This window comes from Vibrio aestuarianus (genome assembly GCF_028858425.1).
In the GTDB taxonomy this organism is placed as follows: Bacteria; Pseudomonadota; Gammaproteobacteria; order Enterobacterales; family Vibrionaceae; genus Vibrio; species Vibrio aestuarianus.
This window is the reverse complement of record NZ_JAKNYQ010000001.1, coordinates 798554-820033: the sequence shown is the minus strand read 5'-3', so window position 1 is coordinate 820033 and position 21480 is coordinate 798554. Positions and strand designations below refer to the sequence as shown.

At 44.0% G+C, this 21480-nt stretch carries 15 protein-coding genes; 5 read left to right on the top strand and 10 right to left on the bottom strand.

Annotation, left to right across the window (positions count from 1 at the left end):
- Nucleotides 1-10: 10 nt before the first annotated feature.
- The 3 genes from hldE to MCT08_RS03950 form a co-directional block, all read right to left on the bottom strand.
- Nucleotides 11-1441 carry a bifunctional D-glycero-beta-D-manno-heptose-7-phosphate kinase/D-glycero-beta-D-manno-heptose 1-phosphate adenylyltransferase HldE gene (gene hldE, locus MCT08_RS03960; protein WP_168521062.1) on the bottom strand — a complete coding sequence of 477 codons (1431 nt, stop codon included), beginning with the start codon at nt 1439-1441 and terminating at the stop codon, nt 11-13.
- Nucleotides 1442-1504: 63 nt separating this feature from the next.
- A complete protein-coding gene (gene glnE, locus MCT08_RS03955; RefSeq protein ID WP_274677919.1) occupies nt 1505-4384 on the bottom strand; it encodes a bifunctional [glutamate--ammonia ligase]-adenylyl-L-tyrosine phosphorylase/[glutamate--ammonia-ligase] adenylyltransferase in 2880 nt (959 codons plus the stop codon).
- A gap of 161 nt (nt 4385-4545) precedes the next feature.
- Nucleotides 4546-5802: a methyl-accepting chemotaxis protein gene (locus MCT08_RS03950; RefSeq protein ID WP_053310750.1), complete on the bottom strand. Its 1257-nt coding sequence runs from the start codon at nt 5800-5802 to the stop codon at nt 4546-4548.
- Nucleotides 5803-5891: 89 nt separating this feature from the next.
- Between MCT08_RS03950 and MCT08_RS03945 the strand changes: the two genes are divergently transcribed.
- Complete coding sequence (locus MCT08_RS03945; protein ID WP_274677918.1) at nt 5892-6683, top strand: potassium channel family protein; 792 nt, start codon at nt 5892-5894, stop codon at nt 6681-6683.
- 30 nt (nt 6684-6713) lie between these two features.
- On the opposite strand, the gene MCT08_RS03940 is transcribed toward MCT08_RS03945, so the two are convergent.
- Nucleotides 6714-8237, bottom strand: a complete 1524-nt coding sequence (locus MCT08_RS03940) for a CYTH and CHAD domain-containing protein (RefSeq protein WP_053310748.1) — start codon at nt 8235-8237, stop codon at nt 6714-6716.
- A gap of 204 nt (nt 8238-8441) precedes the next feature.
- Between MCT08_RS03940 and MCT08_RS03935 the strand changes: the two genes are divergently transcribed.
- The 3 genes from MCT08_RS03935 to MCT08_RS03925 all read left to right on the top strand — a co-directional run bounded on the left by MCT08_RS03935 (nt 8442) and on the right by MCT08_RS03925 (nt 11292).
- Nucleotides 8442-9122, top strand: coding sequence for a TIGR00153 family protein (locus MCT08_RS03935; protein WP_053310747.1), 681 nt, complete (start codon nt 8442-8444; stop codon nt 9120-9122).
- Nucleotides 9123-9264: 142 nt separating this feature from the next.
- Nucleotides 9265-10524, top strand: a complete 1260-nt coding sequence (locus MCT08_RS03930) for an inorganic phosphate transporter (RefSeq protein WP_168521055.1) — start codon at nt 9265-9267, stop codon at nt 10522-10524.
- 159 nt (nt 10525-10683) lie between these two features.
- Nucleotides 10684-11292 carry a TIGR04211 family SH3 domain-containing protein gene (locus MCT08_RS03925; RefSeq protein WP_053310745.1) on the top strand — a complete coding sequence of 203 codons (609 nt, stop codon included), beginning with the start codon at nt 10684-10686 and terminating at the stop codon, nt 11290-11292.
- 41 nt (nt 11293-11333) lie between these two features.
- Here the strand turns inward: MCT08_RS03925 and MCT08_RS03920 are convergent, their stop codons facing one another.
- A complete protein-coding gene (locus MCT08_RS03920; protein ID WP_168521053.1) occupies nt 11334-12113 on the bottom strand; it encodes a general secretion pathway protein GspB in 780 nt (259 codons plus the stop codon).
- Nucleotides 12113-13711 (bottom strand): ExeA family protein, encoded by a 1599-nt coding sequence (locus MCT08_RS03915; RefSeq protein WP_261915129.1) that lies wholly within the window; start codon nt 13709-13711, stop codon nt 12113-12115. Before MCT08_RS03915 ends, MCT08_RS03920 begins: the two co-directional genes overlap by 1 nt.
- Nucleotides 13712-13799: 88 nt before the next feature.
- On the opposite strand from MCT08_RS03915, the gene MCT08_RS03910 reads away from it, so the two are divergent.
- On the top strand, nt 13800-15026 hold the full coding sequence (locus MCT08_RS03910; RefSeq protein WP_168523927.1) for a multifunctional CCA addition/repair protein: 1227 nt from the start codon (nt 13800-13802) through the stop codon (nt 15024-15026).
- A gap of 90 nt (nt 15027-15116) precedes the next feature.
- Here MCT08_RS03910 and eno read toward each other — a convergent pair whose 3' ends face one another.
- The 4 genes from eno to relA form a co-directional block, all read right to left on the bottom strand.
- Entirely contained in the window at nt 15117-16418 is a 1302-nt protein-coding gene (eno, locus tag MCT08_RS03905) for a phosphopyruvate hydratase (RefSeq protein ID WP_053310742.1), read from the bottom strand.
- A gap of 79 nt (nt 16419-16497) precedes the next feature.
- Entirely contained in the window at nt 16498-18138 is a 1641-nt protein-coding gene (gene pyrG, locus MCT08_RS03900; protein ID WP_053310741.1) for a CTP synthase, read from the bottom strand.
- Nucleotides 18139-18341: 203 nt separating this feature from the next.
- Entirely contained in the window at nt 18342-19151 is an 810-nt protein-coding gene (gene mazG / locus MCT08_RS03895; protein ID WP_274677917.1) for a nucleoside triphosphate pyrophosphohydrolase, read from the bottom strand.
- Between the two features lie 89 nt (nt 19152-19240).
- The gene (relA, locus tag MCT08_RS03890; RefSeq protein WP_053310739.1) at nt 19241-21463 is read right to left on the bottom strand and encodes a GTP diphosphokinase; all 2223 of its coding nucleotides are present in this window, start codon (nt 21461-21463) and stop codon (nt 19241-19243) included.
- Nucleotides 21464-21480: the final 17 nt, after the last annotated feature.

The window sequence follows — 21480 nt, the reverse complement described above, 5'->3', positions numbered from 1 at the left end:
CCACTAAAGATTAGCCTCGGCCACCTTTAATCGCTTCAATAATTTCAGTAGTTGAACAACCGTCTTCAAAGTTGAGCACTTTAACACTACCACCTGCTGCGATAACTTCTTTACCACCAGCGATATCTTCAGGTTTGTAATCACCGCCCTTCACCAATAAATCAGGCAAGACTTCAGCAATTAAACGTTGAGGCGTATCTTCGCTAAATGGTACGACCCAATCAACCGCACCTAACGCAGCCAGTACCGCCATGCGGCGATCAGTTGGATTAACAGGACGACCAGGGCCTTTGAGACGTTTCACTGACTCATCAGTGTTGACTGCAACAATCAAGCGATCACCTAATTGCCCCGCATGGTTAAGATAAGAAACATGACCAGCATGCAAAATATCAAAACAGCCATTAGTCATGACGACCTTTTCACCTTTGGCTTGCGCTTTTTTGACCGCTTCAATCAGTGCTTGCTCACCAATTACGCCGTAGTCGGTGTCTTTACTACCATGAACAGCTTCAGCAAGTTCAATGGTTGATACGGTTGAAGTCCCCAATTTGCCGACAACGACACCAGCTGCAGCATTGGCTAACGCACACGCTTCATCCAGTGGTTTACCTGCAGACACGGAAGCGGCTAAAACAGAAATGACGGTATCACCAGCCCCCGTTACGTCATACACTTCTTTGGCTAAAGTTGGCAGATGGAAAGGCTTTTGACCACGTCTTAGCAGAGTCATGCCATGTTCACTGCGAGTCACCAACAATGCCTCAAGGTCAAACTCTTCGATCAAAGCGAGGCCTTTATCGACCAATTCTTGATCCGATTTTACTTTACCCACGACATGCTCAAATTCAGCCATGTTAGGAGTCAATAAAGTAGCACCACGATAGCGTTCGAAGTCAGCACCTTTAGGGTCAATGAATACTGGTACCTTAGCAGCACGAGCTTTTTGAATCAGTTGCTGTACGTGCTCTAGCGCGCCTTTTGCGTAATCAGACAAAATGACCGCTTTCACGTACGGTAACGCTTGATCCATGCGAGATAAGATCAACTGTGGATCGGTATTTTCAAATTTGTCTTCAAAGTCTAAACGGATCAATTGTTGACCACGGCTTAATACACGCAGCTTGGTAATAGTTGGGTAATTTGGCAACGCAACAAAATCGCATTTCACTTTCAATGCAGTTAGTGTTTCGGTCAATACTCTTGCTGGTTCATCTATTCCTGTCAAACCTACGATATGCGCGTGGCCACCAAGCGAAGCAATATTCATTGCCACGTTCGCCGCTCCACCTGGGCGCTCTTCGTTATTCTCTACTTTTACTACAGGAACCGGAGCTTCTGGTGAAATGCGCCCAGTAGGGCCATACCAGTAGCGATCGAGCATTACATCGCCAATAATAAGTACACCTGCATCGCTGTAGTCAGGTAGGATTGGTTTCATTGTGGATCTCCAATTTTCGTTATTATGCTGAGTGTAACACAGCTAATAGAGCGCCTAAAACTCTCAACCTAACCACTGATTCCAAACCTCAGTGACCAGTTTCCTTTCTTCAGTAAACTTACTTTCGTCCACATCGGCATCTAAGTTGAGTAAATTGCGATGATGGATTTGGTTGCGCATCGATGTATAAGCCTTCGTCAGTGCTACCGCCTGCTGCTCTTCCATTACACCTTGAACCAGTAAAGATTCAAAAATACGCACATTATCCGACCAATAGGTTAATTTTGGCTTGTCATAACTAAAACGTAAAATGAGATATTGAGCTAAAAATTCTATATCGGTAATCCCACCAATGTCTTGCTTAAGCATAAAACGTCCGGCTTTTTTGCCACCCAAGTGCTCACGCATTTTAAGTCGCATCTCGACAACATCTTGTTTAAGCTTAGTTTCTTCTCTTGGTAGGGATAAGATTTCATGACGCGTTTGATTAAAAGCGTGTTGTAAGGGTTCGTCGCCATAAATGACTCTCGCCCGCACCAGAGCCTGATGCTCCCATGTCCAAGCATCATTGCGCTGATACTCATCAAATGCCTGAGCAGGGCTCACCAGTAACCCGGAGACTCCCGAAGGGCGTAAACGTGTATCAACCTCATAGAGAATACCTGATGCGGTGCGTATAGAAAAAATATGGATGATGCGTTGTGCTAAGCGTAAGTAAAACTGACGTCCATCGATCTCTTTTTGGCCATCAGTATACGAATCGATAGGGCAATCGTGCATAAATACGATGTCGAGATCTGAGTTATAACCTAGCTCCCATCCCCCCACTTTGCCATAACCAATCACAGCAAACCCTTTTCCATCACGGTCTTTTAAATGCCTAGGTTGTCCATATTTGGCACTGACTTGCAACCAAGCCTGGTGAATGACCGCTTCTACAATGGCTTCGGCAAGATAGGTTAAGTGGTCACTCACTTTCATGACAGGCAAAACACCTGCAATATCCGCAGCGGCAATACGTAAAATGCAAATCTGTTTAAACTGGCGCAGCGCTTCCATTTGCTGTTCCATATCATCTTCAGGAATACGTGCTAAAAAATCGCGCAATTCAGTTTTGTAAGCCGAAAGTGAAATGGGATTATACAGATGCTGAGGGTCTATCAGCTCATCTAGCAAAATAGGATAACGACTCAATTGTTCAGAGATCATTGGGCTAGCGGTACACAAACGGACCAATTGGGTCAAAGCGGCGGGATGTTCATCAAGCAACTCTAGATAAGTCGTTCGCGTGACGATTTTATACATCAAATGCAACACGCGTGATAAACCAAACTCGGCATCTGGATGTTGGAAAATAGCCTGAAAAACCTTAGGCATTAAACGATTGAGTACATCACGCCCACGAGGGCCTAGCGTTTTTTTCGCTAAATCGTCTTTAAACTGAATCAATACCTTCGCAATATCAGATGACTGAGCGCAAGCAAGATCTTGCTGAAGAATGCTATCGATAACCTCCGGCTTATGCGCCATATCCCACAATTCATGGAAATGCTTGGCTATCGTATTCTCTTCTTCCTCTTCATCATCGCCAATCAAGGCTGCAAACACTTGGTGGACATTAGCCATGTGCTGTTGAGTGTGAGTCAGTAATACCTGCCAACTTGCACACTGCATTGCGGTCGCTAAACGAAGTTGGTCAATATCATTATCGGGCAAAGTTTGAGTCTGTTTATCAGCCATCGCTTGCAATAAATTTTCTAAACGACGCAAGAAATGGTAAGCCTTGCGTAGATGCTCGACCTCTTCTGGCTGTAACAAGGCTAGCTCTTCAATAGCGGTTAACGTTTCGAGTAATCCACGTTGTCGCAGGCTCGGTTCACGACCTCCACGGATCAATTGGAAAACCTGAGCAATAAATTCAATTTCCCGAATACCACCAGCGCCTAATTTAATATTGTTTTGCAACCCACGGCGACGTACTTCGCTGCTGATCATCGATTTCATACGGCGCAATGATTGGATTGCACTAAAGTCAATGTAGCGTCGAAAAACAAATGGGCGCAGCATTTGGCGCAACTCTTGATACTGCGGGTACATTTCACGCCCCATGACCCGAGCTTTAATCATGGCATAACGCTCCCAGTCACGCCCTTGCTCTTGGTAGTAATCTTCCAGAGCGGCATAGCTCATCACCAGAGGACCACTCTCACCAAACGGACGCAGACGCATATCAACTCGGTAACAGAAGCCATCAAAAGTGTGCTGATCCAGTGCTTTAATGATTCTCTGACCTAAACGAGTAAAGAACTGAGCATTGGCGATGCTACGACGCGCACCTTGAGTTTCACCATTTTCTGGGTAAGTAAAAATGAGGTCGATATCTGAAGAAAAGTTAAGCTCACCGCCACCCAATTTCCCCATACCAATAATCAACATTGGTTGGGCCTCACCATCGGCATTAGTGGGGGTTCCCCATTCTGAGCAGCACACTTGATACTGCCATTGATAAGTTTCAAAGATCAGCGCTTCAGCCAAAGCCGATAGGTGCTCTAAACTCTCTTCTAGCGGCCAAGAGGCGGTAAAATCACGCCATGCAATATAGACCATTTCTCGATTACGGAATTGGCGTAATCTGCGATGAAAACTCATTTCATCGTTACAGGCTGCCAGTTGCTTGGCTAGCTCACTGCGGTAGCCATCAAAACGTGACTTACTTTGGTGTGATATCGATTCTGTTTGTGCTGCATCTTCCAGCATATGAGGTAATTGCTGACACAGCACCTCATCACGTTGCAGTGCTTCTCCAATAAATTGACTCAACCCCAGCACGTAAATTAGTTCAGATTTGAGTAATTCAGGCCACTGCTCAATACAAGGTTGTTGTTCTAGAAGCAGCTGATAAGCAGCTTGAGCGGAAGAGTTAAGTACAGAAGGCAATCGCATGAGGCATCCTTGTATTTTGGTATCAATGCTTAAGCACTAGCATCAGTTAATATTTTGCGACGAATTTTTGTTGAGACGATATTTATACCAAACTTGCTGCAATAAAAAACGCCCAACAACAAGAATTGTGGGCGTTGATTCAAGGTTATTACAGTATCGGTTTACACTTTGAAGAGGGTAATTTTACGGTCAAGCTCTTCAGCATTGTTTTGCATGATTTCCGAGGTTTCGAGCAATTCTCCCACCACGGTTACCGACGCTTCAACCAACTCACGAACATTGGTCAAGTTTTGATCCATCTCTTGAGCCACACTCGTTTGCTGACCTGCAGCCGTCGCTATTTGAATGTTCATGTCATTAATGCGTCGCACTTGGTTGACAATACCATCTAATTCACTACCGGCATTAGTCACTAGTTCAACCCCTTCAGCAGCTTCTACTACGCTTTTTTCCATCAGATCAACTGCTGAATTTGCGCTACTTTGTAATTGCGAAATCATCTCTTGAATTTCAATGGTTGCCTGTTGAGTACGCTGAGCTAGGTTCCTAACCTCGTCCGCAACAACCGCAAAACCACGCCCAGCTTCACCTGCGCGCGCCGCTTCAATCGCGGCATTCAATGCCAATAAGTTGGTTTGCTCTGAAATACTTTGAATGGTTCCAACCACACTACCAATGGCGACAACACGTTCTTCAACTTGGTTAACCGCTTGTGCTGACGCTGAGATATCTTGCGACAACTCACTCATCTTGGTGATGGTACCTTTAACGAAACGCTGCCCTGTCTGCGCCTGCCCTGATGCCTCTTCGGTTAAAGATGACGCCGTTTGCGCGTGTTCAGCAACCGTTTGTACCGTAGAAGTCATTTCACTCATGGCGGTAGCCAGTTGATCAATTTCGTTAAATTCTTCTTGTGCCGACTCTTTCGTTTCTGACATGCTGATTGTCATAACTTCCGTTAAAGCGGCTAATTCTTGGGAGGATTCAATCTGCACTCTGATCACATCTTGCAGTTGACGACGGGTTTTATCGAGTTCGCGAGCCACATCACCGTATTCATCTTTACACTCCATATTAATCGGAGTGGAAAGATCACGGCTTGCCATCAGTTTGATTGAATCACTCAAATATTGAGTTTGACGCAACATGATCTTGGCTGCCGCTAAAAGCAACACAACAAAAATAATGATGATTAACGCCGTTTGCCAAATAACTTGTGTAATATAAGCATCATAGTGTTGTTGGGCAATATCGAGATTCTGGGTTACTGCTAGTAGTGATTGGTAAAAAGTGTGCGCATCCCAAAGCTGTTTGGCGATAATTAATACTGTACTGAACACCATCAGCATCACCATTTTAGGAACAAGGCGAATATCGGTAATCACTCGCTCCCATGGTTTAAACGCCATCGTAGCCATTGTTAGTTCTCCACTAAGTCTTAGACATTGAAATTGTTTATAATTTTGCTCACTCTGAAAAGAGATGCGCTATTTATTTTGAGCTTCGTATGAAAGAAGATAATACCAAAGATGAAACAAATCCGATGAATTTATTGTCACTGATCTTGTCAGTGATGGCGCTATTTGTGATCTCAGGCTTATTGTTTGTCCCAATTGATCATAACACCCGTCAGGTTCTTATCGGCCTAGATTTGTTGATCTGTAGCATTTTTATGCTGCAACTGATTGTTGATTTGATCCGTTCCACAGATCGAGTGCAATATATGAAATTGCATTGGATCGACTTTGTCGCAAGCATTCCAGTTATTGAACAATTACGCTACGCGCGTATTTTCCATATTTTGCGCGTACTGCTCGTTATCCGTTCAGGAAAAAGCATTCTCAAACAATTAATGGCAAATCGAAGAGAAACTACCCTAGCCTCTATTTTATTATTAATGGTAGTACTGCTGACTATTGGGTCAAGTTTTATGCTTTTCCTTGAAGGTAAAGCACCGGATTCCAATATCCACTCAGGAGGAGATGCACTTTGGTGGGCGTTAGTGACGATTTCAACCGTCGGTTATGGTGATCATTATCCCGTGACAGATGGGGGAAAAGTGTTGGCCGCAACGATCATTATGTCTGGCGTTGGACTCTTCGGTATGATTTCAGGTTTGATTACTTCATTAATTACCTCACCAGATAAACATCAAACTCGCCGCTCAGAAAATAAAGAAAAACTGCTGATCCAATTAGTTGAACAACAAAAACAGATCCTAGTTCGGATCGATCAAATTGAAACACAACTGTTAGAACAGAAAACTGAACATGATGAAAACAAAAAAGAGACACCGTAGCATCTCTTTTTAAAGGATTAAAAGTCCAGATTAACGGTGACTACGCCAATAAGGCTCAGCTTCAATACCAATGTTACGGGTTTGCTCCATCGCATGGACAATTGAGTTTTCTTGACGAACCAACCAACGTTTCAATTGATCTTGTTCATCATCTTGCAGTTTATCGACCAGACTTTCTAATGGTTTGAGCATCAATAAATCATCAATACCTTGTAATAAATCCGCCCAAGGCAAACGAAAATTCTGACGCTCTTCGGCATCATACAAACTTGCAAACCCAACACCGGTATATAAATTGCGCATTAAACGATATTGCTGATCAATATACTCTTGAGGGTTCAGTTCAACTTTGGGAGGGAATACCTCCATTAACTCAGCCCACGTTCGATCCAACTGCTTCACTGAAAAGGCTCGTATATTACCCGCCATTTTGTCTCTTGCTTTATCATCCAGAAATGGCTGCCATCCACGGCTAAGAATCCAACGACTAAGATCAAGCAGTAAACCTGTGTAACGCGCCGAATTGAGTAATTTGAGCACATCATCACGACTTGGCAATGCTTCTTGTTGCTCTTTTAATTCTGCGATTAAAAATTTGCGTGCATCAAGCTTACGTAATGCATGGCCTTTATCCTCAAGTAAGTCAGCTAAATAGTCATACGTTTTTAACCAAGATAACTCTTTCTCTAACCACTTCAATTCTTGACGCAGAATCGCACTAGCTCGACGCGGCACAATCCCACCATAAACAGTGAGTGTTTGACGTAAAAAGCTAATCGCATGTTTAATTTCGTGCAGTGCTGGAACCGAATCGCGTTCAGTATAAATCTGTTCATGATTGTGCCAATGAGACAAACCATGCTCTAAAGAATGGATAAAGCAAGATTCAACACTATCACAGCTGTCAGTGTTAACCAAAGCCAATGGTTTTACTTCATCGCCAAGGTAGGCTGAAAATAGACGATAACCTCTTGCCGCTTTGCTCAAATTACCAAGGCGCATACCACCATGTTCACAAAATTGGCGTGCAAGTGTAAACAGAGCGTCGGTTTGTCCCGACTTGAGCTCAAGCTCCACTTCACAAATCGGTTCTTGCTGATCACCAGCGACAACAAAACCTTGATCGAAAGCAACTTCGACCTGGCTACCATCAGCCATGCCGATCAACCACTGTTCGCGGGTGAAATTCGTTGAGAATAAGGGGATCAATTCTGATTGAAGCGCTTCAACACTTTTACCCGTTGGCCATATATCTTCGGGATGTAGGGCCAGTTTAGGTTCATCACTATTGTGCTCTGCGTTATATTCTGGTCTTTGGTGTAAGCCCGCTACGACTCGCCCGGCTGTTTTCACGGTTTGAACATACACATCATCAAAACGGCGAATACGAAGCCCAGTATCATGCTGACGTAGCCAATTATCAGGCGTATCAAAGTAAATGTTACCCAACTCTCGACAACTGTGCTGAAGTACTTTGAGTTCAGAAATTTTGTATCGTAAAATTTCCGAAAATTGTGGAGAAACAAAAAACTTCAGTTCTATCTCGGTTTCCATAACTAACCCTTTCAAAGCAGATGGTGAAAGAATATTGCCTAATGCACAGTGGGGCAAGTGACAAATATCACCAGAATGATGATCTAAAACAGTTTAAATGAGAGATTGAATGGGTTAACATGCGCGCCTTTATAGCCATCGCTCAACATTTCACCAAGAATGGTGTATGTTCTTTTAAGGTTATATTTTTTAGGTTGAATGACCATGCCAGTAAATACAATTATGGGGTTATTTGCAAAGTCCCCTATAAAGCCTTTGCAACGCCACGTGGTATGTGTGAATGAATGCTGTTCACATCTAGTCAACTTCTTTGAAGTCGCTTCAAAGGGTGATTGGGAAAAAGCAGCTGAAATTCGTGCTCAAATTTCTCATCTAGAGAAAGAAGCAGACGTACTTAAGCGTGAAATTCGTCTTAAACTGCCTCGCGGTTTATTTATGCCTGTTGATCGTACCGACATGTTGGAACTATTGACTCAGCAAGATAAACTCGCAAACCTTGCCAAAGATATTTCAGGCCGTGTTTACGGTCGTCAATTAATCATTCCAGAGCCTCTTCAAGAAAACTTCATTGCTTACGTAAAACGTTGCTTAGACGCTGCGGGCCAAGCACAGAAAGTGATCAATGAACTCGATGAGTTATTGGAAACTGGATTTAAAGGTCGTGAAGTTACGTTAGTAGCTGAAATGATCAATCAACTGGATGTGATTGAAGATGATACTGACACGATGCAGGTTCAACTACGTCAACAATTGATGGCGATTGAATCAAAAATGAATCCGATCGACGTCATGTTCTTGTATAAAATTCTAGAGTGGGTGGGTGGCATTGCCGATCAAGCACAGCGTGTAGGCGCTCGTCTTGAAGTTATGCTTTCTCGTTCTTAAATCAATAAGTTAACCAAATAACGAAGAGCACTATTTGATACCATCAATTAAGCGTTGATTATTATTCATCGCTGATGGTTTTTTGCGTCATTAAAACGTAAACAATATTGCTCCGCTTGTTATTAAACAACTAGGTATTACGATGGATATCCTTGCGAACTACGGCACTGTCCTGGTTATTGTTGCAGCCGCTTTCGGTTTTCTGATGGCTATTGGTATTGGTGCAAATGACGTTGCGAATGCAATGGGCACCTCTGTAGGTTCTAAAGCACTTACCGTAAAACAAGCCATCCTTATTGCGATGGTCTTTGAATTTGCGGGCGCATACCTTGCTGGTGGTGAAGTAACCGACACGATCCGTCAAGGTGTTATCGAAACATCTCTATTTGCACACCAACCTGATGTTCTTGTCTATGGCATGATGTCTGCGCTACTTGCCGCAGGCACATGGTTATTGTTGGCTTCTTACATGGGCTGGCCTGTTTCTACCACTCACTCAATTATCGGTGCAATCATCGGTTTTGCGTGCATATCAGTCGGCACAGAAGCCGTCGATTGGAGCAGTGTACAAGGCATTGTAGGGAGCTGGATTGTGACTCCCGTCATTTCTGGTTTCTTTGCGTACTTGATTTTTGTCAGTGCACAGCGACTGATTTTTGATACTGAAAATCCGTTGATGAATGCGAAACGCTTTGTGCCAATTTATATGTTTATCACTACCATGGTTATCGCTTTAGTAACCATTAAGAAAGGCCTGAAACACGTTGGCTTGCATCTAAGTGGCGGTGAAGCTTGGATGTGGTCAGTCATTGTTTCTGGTCTGGTTATGCTAGGCGGCTACCTATACATTAAAAAGAAATTTGCCAACCGCGAAGAAGACCATGGCTTTGCTGGCGTTGAAAGTATCTTCAGTGTGTTAATGGTCATTACCGCATGTGCGATGGCTTTTGCTCACGGTTCAAACGATGTAGCAAACGCAATTGGTCCACTATCTGCCGTTGTTTCCACTATCGAACATATGGGTGAAATTACGGCCAAAAGTACAATTGCATGGTGGATTCTTCCACTCGGTGGCTTTGGTATTGTGGTCGGCCTGGCAACATTAGGTCACAAAGTAATGGCAACTGTAGGTACCGGAATAACTGAACTTACACCTAGTCGTGGTTTTGCAGCCCAGCTAGCAACCGCTTCTACAGTGGTATTGGCTTCAGGCACTGGTCTTCCAATCTCAACCACACAGACACTTGTTGGTGCGGTTTTGGGTGTTGGTTTTGCTCGTGGTATCGCAGCGCTTAACTTAGGCGTTGTGCGTAATATTGTTGCTTCTTGGATCGTAACATTACCAGCAGGTGCACTGCTTGCAGTTGTGTTCTTCTATGCAATCCAAGCCGTATTCGGCTAACTAAGCGCGTCAATATATTGTAAATACAATGTCATTATTGACTCAAACGCACAGAAAGGGAGGCTTAGCCTCCCTTCTTTGTTGCACCAACTAACGAAACTTCTTAATATTTGCCGAAAGCATTTTTTGATACCTCATCTGATTGTTAAAGGACTTATCGTGAAAAAACTGATCTGCATGGTTCTATTCACCATGTTGGCTGCGCCAACTTTTGCGCAAGACCGCTATATTGCGGACAAACTCTTTACTTACATGCATTCAGGGCCGAGCAACCAGTTCCGAATTCTTGGCAGCATTGATGCCGGTGATAAAGTAAAATTGCTTGATGTAAACAAAGAGTCAGGTTACAGCCAAATTGTCGATGAGAAAGGTCGTACCGGTTGGGTTGAAAGCCGTTTCGTTACTCGCCAAGAAAGCATGGCAATGCGTCTTCCTAAACTGGAAAGCGAACTTGCAGAAGTCAAAGGTAAATTGGCTAATGCACAAAAAAATGCAGACAGTGAAAAAGCAGGTCTTGTTGATTCACTCGAGGTTCGTAATCAACAAATTGCTGAACTAGAACAAAACTACAGTGACATCAGTAAACAGCTCACTGCAGCTCAAACAGAAACTCGTGAGCTTCGCGCAAGACTAGATACTCAAAAAGAAGACTTACTGCTTAAATATTTCACTTATGGTGGTGGTGTTGCCGGTATTGGTCTTTTGCTTGGCTTAATTTTGCCACACATTATTCCGCGTCGTAAAAAGCACCCTTCTGGCTGGGCTTAATCGATTCGATGTAAAAATGGTCACTCTTCAGTGACCATTTTTTATCCTTGCCAATCATACAATGCGGGAATTTCAATCCGTTGGTTGTTAAATAGTATGACGGTTGATTGAGGCTCTATCGCAACCAAATTAACATCACTAGTCACTACATCCCCTTCTACCCTCTCGACGCCATTAATCTTGACCCAGCGTTTATCTGCACGGCTAGAATAAACATGTGTCTGAAAGTTCAATGCAGGCAAACGCCCGGCAAACTCATCAGCGTGCTCTGTTAATAACACATTTTCACCAGATGATACCAATGCAGTTTGTTGCCCCTTGTCTTGTAAGGCAAGCTCGACTCTTTGCACCAACAGGGGGGATAACTGACTGAGATCCACATCCCCAAGACCAAATTCGGATTTTTCACTACTAGAGACTGCAGCCGAACCGTTCTGTGAAACTATGGTTAGATCGGTAGCCTTCTGCTCACTCTGATTAGAAAACACAAAGCTATCCGACGGTTGTGAGGTCAAACGAGGAATCGCTTTCAGCTCGGCAAAGTCAGGATAGTCCAATAACTGGTAGGGCGCATTTTCGGTCACTACACTGGGACCATTTTGAACAAGTTGATCGATTTCATGTAATCGAGCCTGATAACTTTGATACAACAAGTAACCAAGACAAGCGAGCGTCGGCATACACAATAGCAGCAAGTTTTTCAGCGACACTAATTTATGTGGTCGAATCGCCATTTTCGGAGAAGTCGAGGTAAACACTACAGGTGCATTTTGCTGATGACTGATTTCTGATTGTTCCAATGCTTTAAGAACTTGCGACATTATATTTTCTCCTCTGTCATCATTAACGCCGGCGCATCTTGCTGAGTCAGTAGCTCAAGCTGCCTTAAAGTACGGCTACCAGCAATGCCATCGACATCCATATTCTGCCAACGTTGGAAAAGCTCTACCTTACGCTTTAATGAACCATTAAACTGAACTGACTCAGAAACTGGCTCACCTAACACCTGAGATAGTTTTTGATTCAGTATTTGCACATCTCTCCCCTGCATACCTAGCTTCAGCGTGCGAGTTAATTGACGCTGCCAAATATAGCGATATTCTCCAGACCACAAATCGAGAAGCTGCGCTCTATCTATTTGAACTCTCTTATCCGCTAAAATGAGCTGCACTTGGTCAGCCACCAGACCGTACAACACCGCATAGCCAGTTGTCTGACCGATATTCAACGTCAGTACAACCGGTAGGCCAATTTTTTCAATATCATCAAGGTTGCCAAGCTCTCGTTGACAACGGAAAAGGCTCTCGATTTCGTTACTGCAAAAGCTATCAACTAAAGCAGCTTGGTATCCCCAAACCTTGTACAAATCACTAACCGCGTCCTCTAGCTGACTTGAAGCCCGTACATCACTTTCTAACTGAGGGCTAGTGACCTGCATAGTGATCGGCTTGGGTAATGCAGGCAATGGAATCTGTTGAGCGATAACACGATCAATTAAATGTGGGCTAAACCAGCCGGCTGCGATAGCAATTAACGCTCCAGCAGCAATAACGGTTAAGTTTAGATAGGGTTTCTTGGTCGCAATGCTTTGAGGAGCTTGGTAAACCGATGACTGAAATTTCATAATATCTTGGCAAGCAGAACGGACGATATCGAAAGAGATTTCGCGCACTCCCTGCTGGTAAGCCAACTTTAAGCACGCATCACAGACTAAATTGATAAGCCTAGGGATACCGTGAGTGTGCGCGGCAATCCATTTACTACTCTTGAGATTAAACAGATCCGGATTACCACCGGCTAATTTCAGGCGAAAATGAATATAGTGCGCGGTTTCTTCTTCATTTAATGGCAGTAAGTGGTAACGCCCAGTGATACGTTGTGCCAACTGGCGTAGTTGCGGTAATTGCAGTTTTTGCTGCAATTCAGGCTGTCCAATCAGCAACACTTTGAGTAATTTTCGACTGTCTGTCTCAAGGTTAGTCAATAACCGTAGTTGCTCGAGTACATCCGCCGCGAGATGCTGTGCTTCATCAATCACAAGCAGTGTATTCACACCTTGTGCATGGTTGTTTAGCAGAAATTGATAAATAGCCTGGCTTAACTGTTTTAAACTCGCAGGCTGCTGATATTGAATCGCAAACTCATCACATATCGCTTCGAGCAACTCAATATCTGAAAATGTCGGATTTAAGATAAACCCAGCCCGCGTCTTGTCATCTAGAGCCGCCAACATGGCGCGAGCCACCGTCGTTTTTCCCGTGCCCACTTCACCAGTTAATAACGCAAAGCCTCCACCTTCACCCAGCCCTGCCTGTAAATGCTGTATCGCTTCACGATGACGCTGACTCAAAAACAGGTAACGAGAGCTCGGCACAATTGAAAACGGGTGCTCATTGAAAGCAAAATATTCCTTATACATTCTCTCGTCTCTATCATTTCAGTGTTAGGAAAAGTACCATTGCTAACATCAATCGCCAATGGCATTTCTGTATATTCGAGGTAATCCGGTGCAAGTATACTTAGTTGGGGGCGCAGTGCGCGATCAGTTACTCAATATTAATGTCTATGACCAAGATTGGGTCGTTGTTGGGGCTAGCCCAGAGCAAATGTTGGAGGCTGGCTTCACTCCCGTTGGTAAAGATTTTCCTGTATTTCTGCATCCCAAAACCAAACAGGAACATGCTCTGGCACGAACAGAGCGTAAAACCGGCTCTGGATATACTGGTTTTGCCTGCTATTACGCACCAGATGTTAGCCTCGAAGAAGATCTTATGAGGCGTGATTTGACCATCAATGCCATGGCGCAAGATCCACATGGGCACATTATCGACCCTTATGGTGGGCAGCGCGATCTTCAATTACGTATTTTGCGCCATGTATCCGACGCGTTTGTTGAAGATCCTTTGCGGGTTTTACGCGTTGCTCGTTTTGCAGCCAAGTTGAGCCATTTGGGTTTTACCATCGCCGATGAAACCAAGCAATTGATGCAAACCATTTCGCTATCAGGGGAACTGGCACATTTAACTCCAGAGCGCGTCTGGCAAGAATGGCACAAGTCCCTCTCCACACACAATCCCGAAATATTTCTTTCTGTTCTGCATGAATGTGGGGCATTAAAAGTGATTCTACCAGAGTTAGATCGTCTATTTGGTGTCCCACAGCCGGAAAAATGGCACCCTGAAATTGATAGTGGTATTCACACGCTGTTAGTGGCCGCACAAGCGGCTAGGCTCTCGTCTTCTCTTACAATCCGTTTCGCAGCCCAAGTCCACGACTTAGGTAAAGGTGTAACGCCAGAAAGTGAATGGCCAAGCCATAAAATGCACTGTCATACTGGGGTGAAAATAATTAAAAAACTGTGCGAACGCATACGTGTTCCAAATGAATTCAAAGAATTAGCACTATTAGTGTGTGAGCAGCACTCAAATATACACAGAGCGGCCGAGCTGAAAGCAAGCACCAAACTCAAAATACTCGATAAACTCGATGTATGGCGTAAACCAGAGCGTTTGAAGGAGGTGTTACTCTGTTGCCAAGCCGATCACGCCGGGCGATTAGGGTGCGAGAATACCCCCTATCCTCAAAAAGCAATCTTTGAGGCGGCATATCAAGCGGCTCAATCAGTCGTGGTGAAAGATATCGTTGCCAGCGGGTTACAAGGAAAAGCGATCAGAGAAGAGATGGAAAAAAGACGTATCGCCGCTATTGCAGCTTTGAATGCAAGCAAAGCTTAGTGTAAACGAAATAGCCCGGCATAAAAAAACGCCCTGCAATGCAGGGCGTTCTCTAAAGTAGTAAAGCTAAGTTAATTTCCACAAGGGGAATTAAGCTTGACCTTTCACTTCTTTAAGGCCGTTGAAAGGAGCACGCTCACCTAGAGCTTCCTCGATACGGATTAGTTGGTTGTACTTAGCAACACGGTCAGAACGGCTCATAGAACCAGTCTTGATTTGACCTGCAGCTGTACCTACCGCTAGGTCAGCGATAGTTGCATCTTCAGTTTCGCCAGAACGGTGAGAGATTACTGCTGTGTAACCTGCGTCTTTAGCCATCTTGATTGCAGCTAGAGTCTCAGTTAGAGAACCGATTTGGTTGAACTTGATAAGGATAGAGTTAGCTACGCCTTTCTCGATACCTTGAGCAAGAATCTTAGTGTTAGTAACGAATAGATCGTCACCTACTAGTTGAAGTTTGTCACCTAGTAGTTCAGTTTGGTGCTTGAAGCCATCCCAATCTGATTCGTCAAGACCGTCTTCGATAGATACGATTGGGTATTGGTTAGCTAGGTCAGCTAGGTAGTGGTTGAACTCTTCAGAAGTGAAGATTTTACCTTCGCCTTTCATGTTGTAGTTGCCAGCTTCTTTGTCGTAGAACTCAGATGCAGCACAGTCCATCGCTAGAGTAACGTCTTTACCTAGTACGTAACCTGCAGATTCTACCGCTTCTTTGATTGCAGCTAGTGCAGCAGCGTTAGATTCTAGGTTAGGAGCGAAACCACCTTCATCACCAACTGCAGTGCTTAGGCCTTTAGCTTTAAGAACTTTAGCTAGGTTGTGGAATACTTCTGCACCGATACGTAGAGCTTCTTTAAGAGTCTTAGCGCCAACTGGTTGGATCATGAACTCTTGAATATCTACGTTGTTGTCTGCGTGCTCACCACCGTTGATGATGTTCATCATTGGTAGAGGCATAGAGAACTGACCAGCAGTACCGTTTAGCTCAGCGATGTGCTCGTATAGAGGCATGCCTTTAGCTGCAGCTGCTGCTTTAGCGTTTGCTAGAGAAACAGCAAGAATTGCGTTAGCACCGAAGTTAGATTTGTTCTCAGTACCATCTAGGTCGATCATCACTTGGTCGATAGCCGCTTGATCTTTAGCATCTTTACCAACTAGAGCGTCAGCGATTGGGCCGTTTACAGCAGCAATAGCTTTAAGAACACCTTTACCTAGGAAACGTGATTTGTCACCGTCACGTAGCTCAAGAGCTTCGCGAGAACCTGTAGATGCGCCAGATGGAGCAGCAGCCATACCTACGAAACCGCCTTCTAGGTGAACTTCAGCTTCTACTGTTGGGTTACCACGTGAGTCGATGATTTCGCGACCTAGAACTTTAACGATCTTAGACATTAATGTTTCCTCTCGTTGAATTTAAATGTCAAAACTATAAAGGGCAGCAGCACAACAATTGCAACTGCCCGTATCCTTGTTACTTCTCTGATTCACCGCGTTGGAACTCACCTGCTGCTTTAATAAAGCCTGCAAATAGTGGGTGACCATCACGAGGGGTTGATGTGAATTCTGGGTGGAACTGAGCTGCTACAAACCATGGGTGAGCAGGGTTCTCTATCACTTCAACCAATTTCTTGTCAGCAGACAGACCTGATACTTTTAGGCCAGCTTTCTCGATCTGCGGACGAAGATTATTGTTGACTTCATAACGGTGACGGTGGCGTTCATGAATTGTCGCACTCCCGTAAAGCTCGTACGCTTTGGTGCCTTTTTCTAGGTGGCAAAGCTGCGAACCTAAACGCATAGTACCACCAAGATCAGATTTTTCAGTACGTTCTTCTACGTTACCTTCACCATCTACCCATTCGGTAATTAAGCCTACCACAGGGTATTTTGTTTCTTTGTTAAATTCTGTTGAATGTGCACCTTTTAGGCCAGCAACATTACGCGCGAATTCAATTAGCGCTACTTGCATGCCAAGACAAATACCCAAGTAAGGTACTTTATTTTCACGTGCATACTGTGCGGCAAGGATTTTGCCTTCAATACCACGGTCACCGAAACCACCAGGAACTAAAATAGCGTCCAAGTCAGCGAGCACTTCCGTACCTTTCGTCTCAACATCTTGTGAATCAATATATTTGATTTTAACACTTAGACGATTCTTCAGGCCTGCATGTTTCAATGCTTCGTTAACTGATTTATAGGCATCTGGTAATTCAATGTATTTACCAACCATACCGATAACGACTTCAGCAGTAGGGTTCGCTTCTTCGTAAATCACTTGTTCCCATTCTGCAAGGTTCGCTTCTGGCGCGTTAATACCAAAACGGTTACAAACAATATCATCAAGACCTTGAGCTTTGATCAACTGAGGGATTTTGTAGATTGAATCCACATCCTTCATTGAGATAACTGCTTTTTCTGGCACGTTACAGAACAGGGCAATTTTCTTACGCTCGTTCGCTGGGATCATACGATCGCTACGGCAAACCAGAATATCAGGTTGAATACCAATAGAAAGCAGTTCTTTCACTGAGTGTTGTGTTGGCTTAGTTTTCACTTCACCAGCAGCAGCAAGATAAGGCACTAAAGTAAGGTGCATGAACATTGCGTGTTCGCGGCCAACTTCAATCGCTAGCTGACGAATAGCTTCCATGAACGGTAGTGATTCGATATCACCTACTGTACCGCCAACCTCAACGATAGCCACATCGTGACCTTCGGAGCCTGCGATAACGCGGTCTTTGATAGCGTTAGTAATATGAGGGATAACCTGAATCGTTGCACCTAGGTAATCACCACGGCGCTCTTTACGCAATACATCGGCATAAACACGACCAGCAGTAAAGTTATTGCGCTTAGTCATTTTGGTACGAATGAAACGTTCGTAGTGACCAAGGTCAAGGTCTGTTTCAGCGCCATCTTCCGTGACAAACACTTCACCATGTTGAGTTGGGCTCATTGTGCCCGGGTCAACGTTGATGTAAGGGTCAAGCTTCATCATAGTCACTTTAAGACCACGAGCTTCTAAAATCGCCGCAAGAGATGCTGCCGCAATACCTTTACCTAGAGAGGATACAACCCCGCCAGTAACAAAAATGTAATTTGTCGTCATGTTTAACCTGAAATTGGTTGAATGAGGGAAATGGATTTCTTCTGGACGGGATGAAAATATACCAGAAGCCCTTATCCGCTACAACGTGAAATCTATCACACTGTTGTTTTTTATTTTTTGCTTCAAATCAAAGTGCACCACTCGATATGACTTATTGCACCACGCAAAAGCAGAAAATTAGCCTCAAAAAGTCAACATAGCCTTCAAGATTTATTTTTTGCTGTTTCTAATATTTTCACTTCATTCCACATCGCATCTAACTCATCCAATGAAAAGTCCGTTAGCTGTTTTTCATTTTCTGCCACCATAGCTTCAATCGCTTGAAATCGGCGAGAAAACTTGCGATTTGCTTTATTCAACGCCACTTCTGGGTCGGTTTTTAAATGCCTAGCCAAATTAACCGTAGCGAATAGCAAATCCCCCATTTCATCTTCCACTCGTGCAAAGTCAGGATTGACTTGCAAAGCTTCTTCCATGACCTCGTCGATTTCCTCATGAACCTTATCAACAACAGGCCCAAGTGAATTCCAATCAAAACCGTATTTGGCACACTTTTTTTGGATTTTTGTAGCACGTAAAAGTGAAGGGAATGATTGTGGTATTGAGTCTAGAATACTTTGTTGTTTTTTGCCTGCTTGCGCTTTCTCTTTGGCTTTTTCTGCTTCCCAGTTGGCGTTTATTTGGGCTTCATTCTCAAACTTAGTATCAGAAAAAACATGCGGATGGCGGCGCGTTAGCTTTTCATTGACCGCAGCAACGACTTCTGAAAAATCAAACAAACCTTGTTCTTTGGCCATTTGGCTATAAAAAATCACTTGGAAAAGTAAGTCACCTAATTCTTCTTTTAGGTTTGGCCAGTCTTGATTATGAATGGCATCGACCACTTCGTAGGTTTCTTCAATAGTATAAGGAACCACACTTTCAAAAGTTTGCTTATTATCCCAAGGGCAACCATTTTCTGGGTCACGCAATTGCGCCATGATCTGTTCAAGTTGTTCAATTGGATGACTCATTTTTTTGTCCTTAACATCAATTTTTAAAGAAAAAGGTGAGCAGCTAAAGCCACTCACCTTTTAATCGCATTTTGTATTCACTAATTAAATCAGCCAAGACGCTTCACTAACATCACATCTTTCAACTGTTCAAGTCGTTTAATCACTCGTGATAATACTTCAATATTATTGAGTTCAAGATCAAAGTCCATGATCAACAATTGGCGCTTATAATCCACTCGGCTTTTCATACTCGGCACTTTGATTTTTTCGTTGGCTAACAAGGTGGTAATGTCTTTGATTAGTCCACTACGTTCCATTGCCTCAATGCGCAGCGTCAGAATGTACAAACCAACAGAACCCCCGCCCCATACGGTATCAATGATACGCTCTGGAGCATGATGACTAAGTTCTTCGAGCTGCTCACAATCACTGCGATGCACTGAAATACCTCGCCCTTGAGTAATGTAGCCCTTGATGAGATCACCAGGAATGGGCTGACAGCAACGCGCTAAATGGGTCATTAAGTTGTCAACCCCTTCCACTACAACTGCATCTTTATGTGGCCTGCTTTGTTGTGGTGTTCGAGCTTCTGACTCTTGAAGCTTTTCGAGCGCCTGTCGATCTTCTTGTTCAGCCGTTGGCTTATTGACTAAGGCATTAATGTGATTAACGATTTGGTTAATGCGTAAATCACCGCTACCAATACCGACAAATAGCTCATCCGGTGTATTTACGTTAAAGCGTTTTAGAGCGTATTTTTCGGCATCTTTTAATGTCGCGCCAATTTTAGCTAATTCATCGTCGAGAATTTCACGCCCAGCTTCTAGGTTCTTTTCACGACTCTGCTTACGGAACCACGCGTTAATCTTCGCGCGCGCACGACCAGAATGAACAAAACCTGTCGATGGGTTTAGCCAATCACGCGATGGGTTGGGCTCTTTCTGTGTGATAATCTCAACTTGATCACCCATTGATAATTTATGAGTAAAAGGCACGATACGTCCTGCCACTTTAGCCCCAATACAACGGTGCCCAACTTCAGAGTGAATATGGTAAGCAAAATCGAGTGGTGTCGCGCCCATTGGCAAATCGACAACATCACCACGAGGGGTAAACGCGTATACGCGGTCATCAAATACCTGGCTTCGAAGTTCATCTAACATTTCGCCAGAATCAGACATCTCTTCTTGCCAATCCAGTAGCTTACGTAACCACGTAATTTTCTCGTCATAGCCACTTCGGGCGTTTGATGCACCTTCTTTGTATTTCCAGTGCGCAGCAACCCCAAGTTCAGATTCTTCGTGCATCTGTTTGGTTCGAATTTGGATCTCGATGGTTTTGCCTTCCGGCCCTAAAATCACAGTATGGATGGATTGATAACCGTTGGGTTTAGGGTTAGCGACATAGTCATCAAACTCGCTAGGAAGATGTTTATATTTAGTATGTACAACCCCTAATGCGGCATAGCAGTCTTGCAGTTTATCAGCAATAATCCGTACGGCACGCACATCAAATAGCTCATCAAAAGCGAGGTTTTTCTTTTGCATTTTTCGCCAGATACTGTAGATGTGCTTAGGACGACCACTCACTTCAGCATTGATATTACATACTTTCATTTCAGAGCGTAAATCATCGACAAAATCGCGAATGTAATGTTCCCGGACAATACGCCGTTCTGACAGTTGTTTTGCTATCTGTTTGTAGGTCTCTGACTGCTGATAACGAAACGCGTAATCTTCAATTTCCCATTTAAGTTGACCAATACCTAAACGGTTAGCTAACGGCGCGTAAATATTAGCGCACTCTTTAGCGGCAAGGCGACGCACTTCATCTGGCTCATCTTTCACTTCACGTAAATTACAAATACGTTCAGCCAGTTTAATCACCACGCTGCGAAAATCATCAACCATCGCCAGTAACATACGACGTACATTGTCGACTTGTTCTGATGCTTCACTACCTTGCATCGTCACGTTAAGCTGACCAATCGCGGCCATTTCTTCCACGCCATCAATCAGTTTAACGACCTCTTTGCCGTAGGTTTCTTCTAGCACTTCACGCTCAACAATACCGCTGGTCGCAATAGGAAACAGTTGGGCGGCAACCAAGGTGGCTCGGTCCATAGAAAGCGTGACCAGTATTTCGATCATCTCTCTGCCACGCCAAAGCAATAGGGTCGATTTTGAGTGACCAGCCAATAAGGTTTCGCATTGGCGGTATACTTCCGTCAGTTTAGCGGAGGTATTTTTCTCTTGCTTTAAGCTCGTAATCCATTTTTCTAGCTCAAACTGTTCGTCTGGATTTAAGTGTGCGCTTCGAACCGCAACCATCTAATTCGTCCTAGTTT

Coding starts and splice junctions, on each gene's coding strand:
- MCT08_RS03940 (WP_053310748.1), bottom strand. CDS start 8,237: ATGGAAACCGAGATAGAACTGAAGTTTTTTGTTTCTCCACAATTTTCG.
- hldE (WP_168521062.1), bottom strand. CDS start 1,441: ATGAAACCAATCCTACCTGACTACAGCGATGCAGGTGTACTTATTATT.
- MCT08_RS03945 (WP_274677918.1), top strand. CDS start 5,892: ATGAAAGAAGATAATACCAAAGATGAAACAAATCCGATGAATTTATTG.
- MCT08_RS03920 (WP_168521053.1), bottom strand. CDS start 12,113: ATGTCGCAAGTTCTTAAAGCATTGGAACAATCAGAAATCAGTCATCAG.
- MCT08_RS03935 (WP_053310747.1), top strand. CDS start 8,442: ATGCCAGTAAATACAATTATGGGGTTATTTGCAAAGTCCCCTATAAAG.
- eno (WP_053310742.1), bottom strand. CDS start 16,418: ATGTCTAAGATCGTTAAAGTTCTAGGTCGCGAAATCATCGACTCACGT.
- mazG (WP_274677917.1), bottom strand. CDS start 19,151: ATGAGTCATCCAATTGAACAACTTGAACAGATCATGGCGCAATTGCGT.
- MCT08_RS03950 (WP_053310750.1), bottom strand. CDS start 5,802: ATGGCTACGATGGCGTTTAAACCATGGGAGCGAGTGATTACCGATATT.
- relA (WP_053310739.1), bottom strand. CDS start 21,463: ATGGTTGCGGTTCGAAGCGCACACTTAAATCCAGACGAACAGTTTGAG.
- pyrG (WP_053310741.1), bottom strand. CDS start 18,138: ATGACGACAAATTACATTTTTGTTACTGGCGGGGTTGTATCCTCTCTA.
- MCT08_RS03930 (WP_168521055.1), top strand. CDS start 9,265: ATGGATATCCTTGCGAACTACGGCACTGTCCTGGTTATTGTTGCAGCC.
- glnE (WP_274677919.1), bottom strand. CDS start 4,384: ATGCGATTGCCTTCTGTACTTAACTCTTCCGCTCAAGCTGCTTATCAG.
- MCT08_RS03915 (WP_261915129.1), bottom strand. CDS start 13,711: ATGTATAAGGAATATTTTGCTTTCAATGAGCACCCGTTTTCAATTGTG.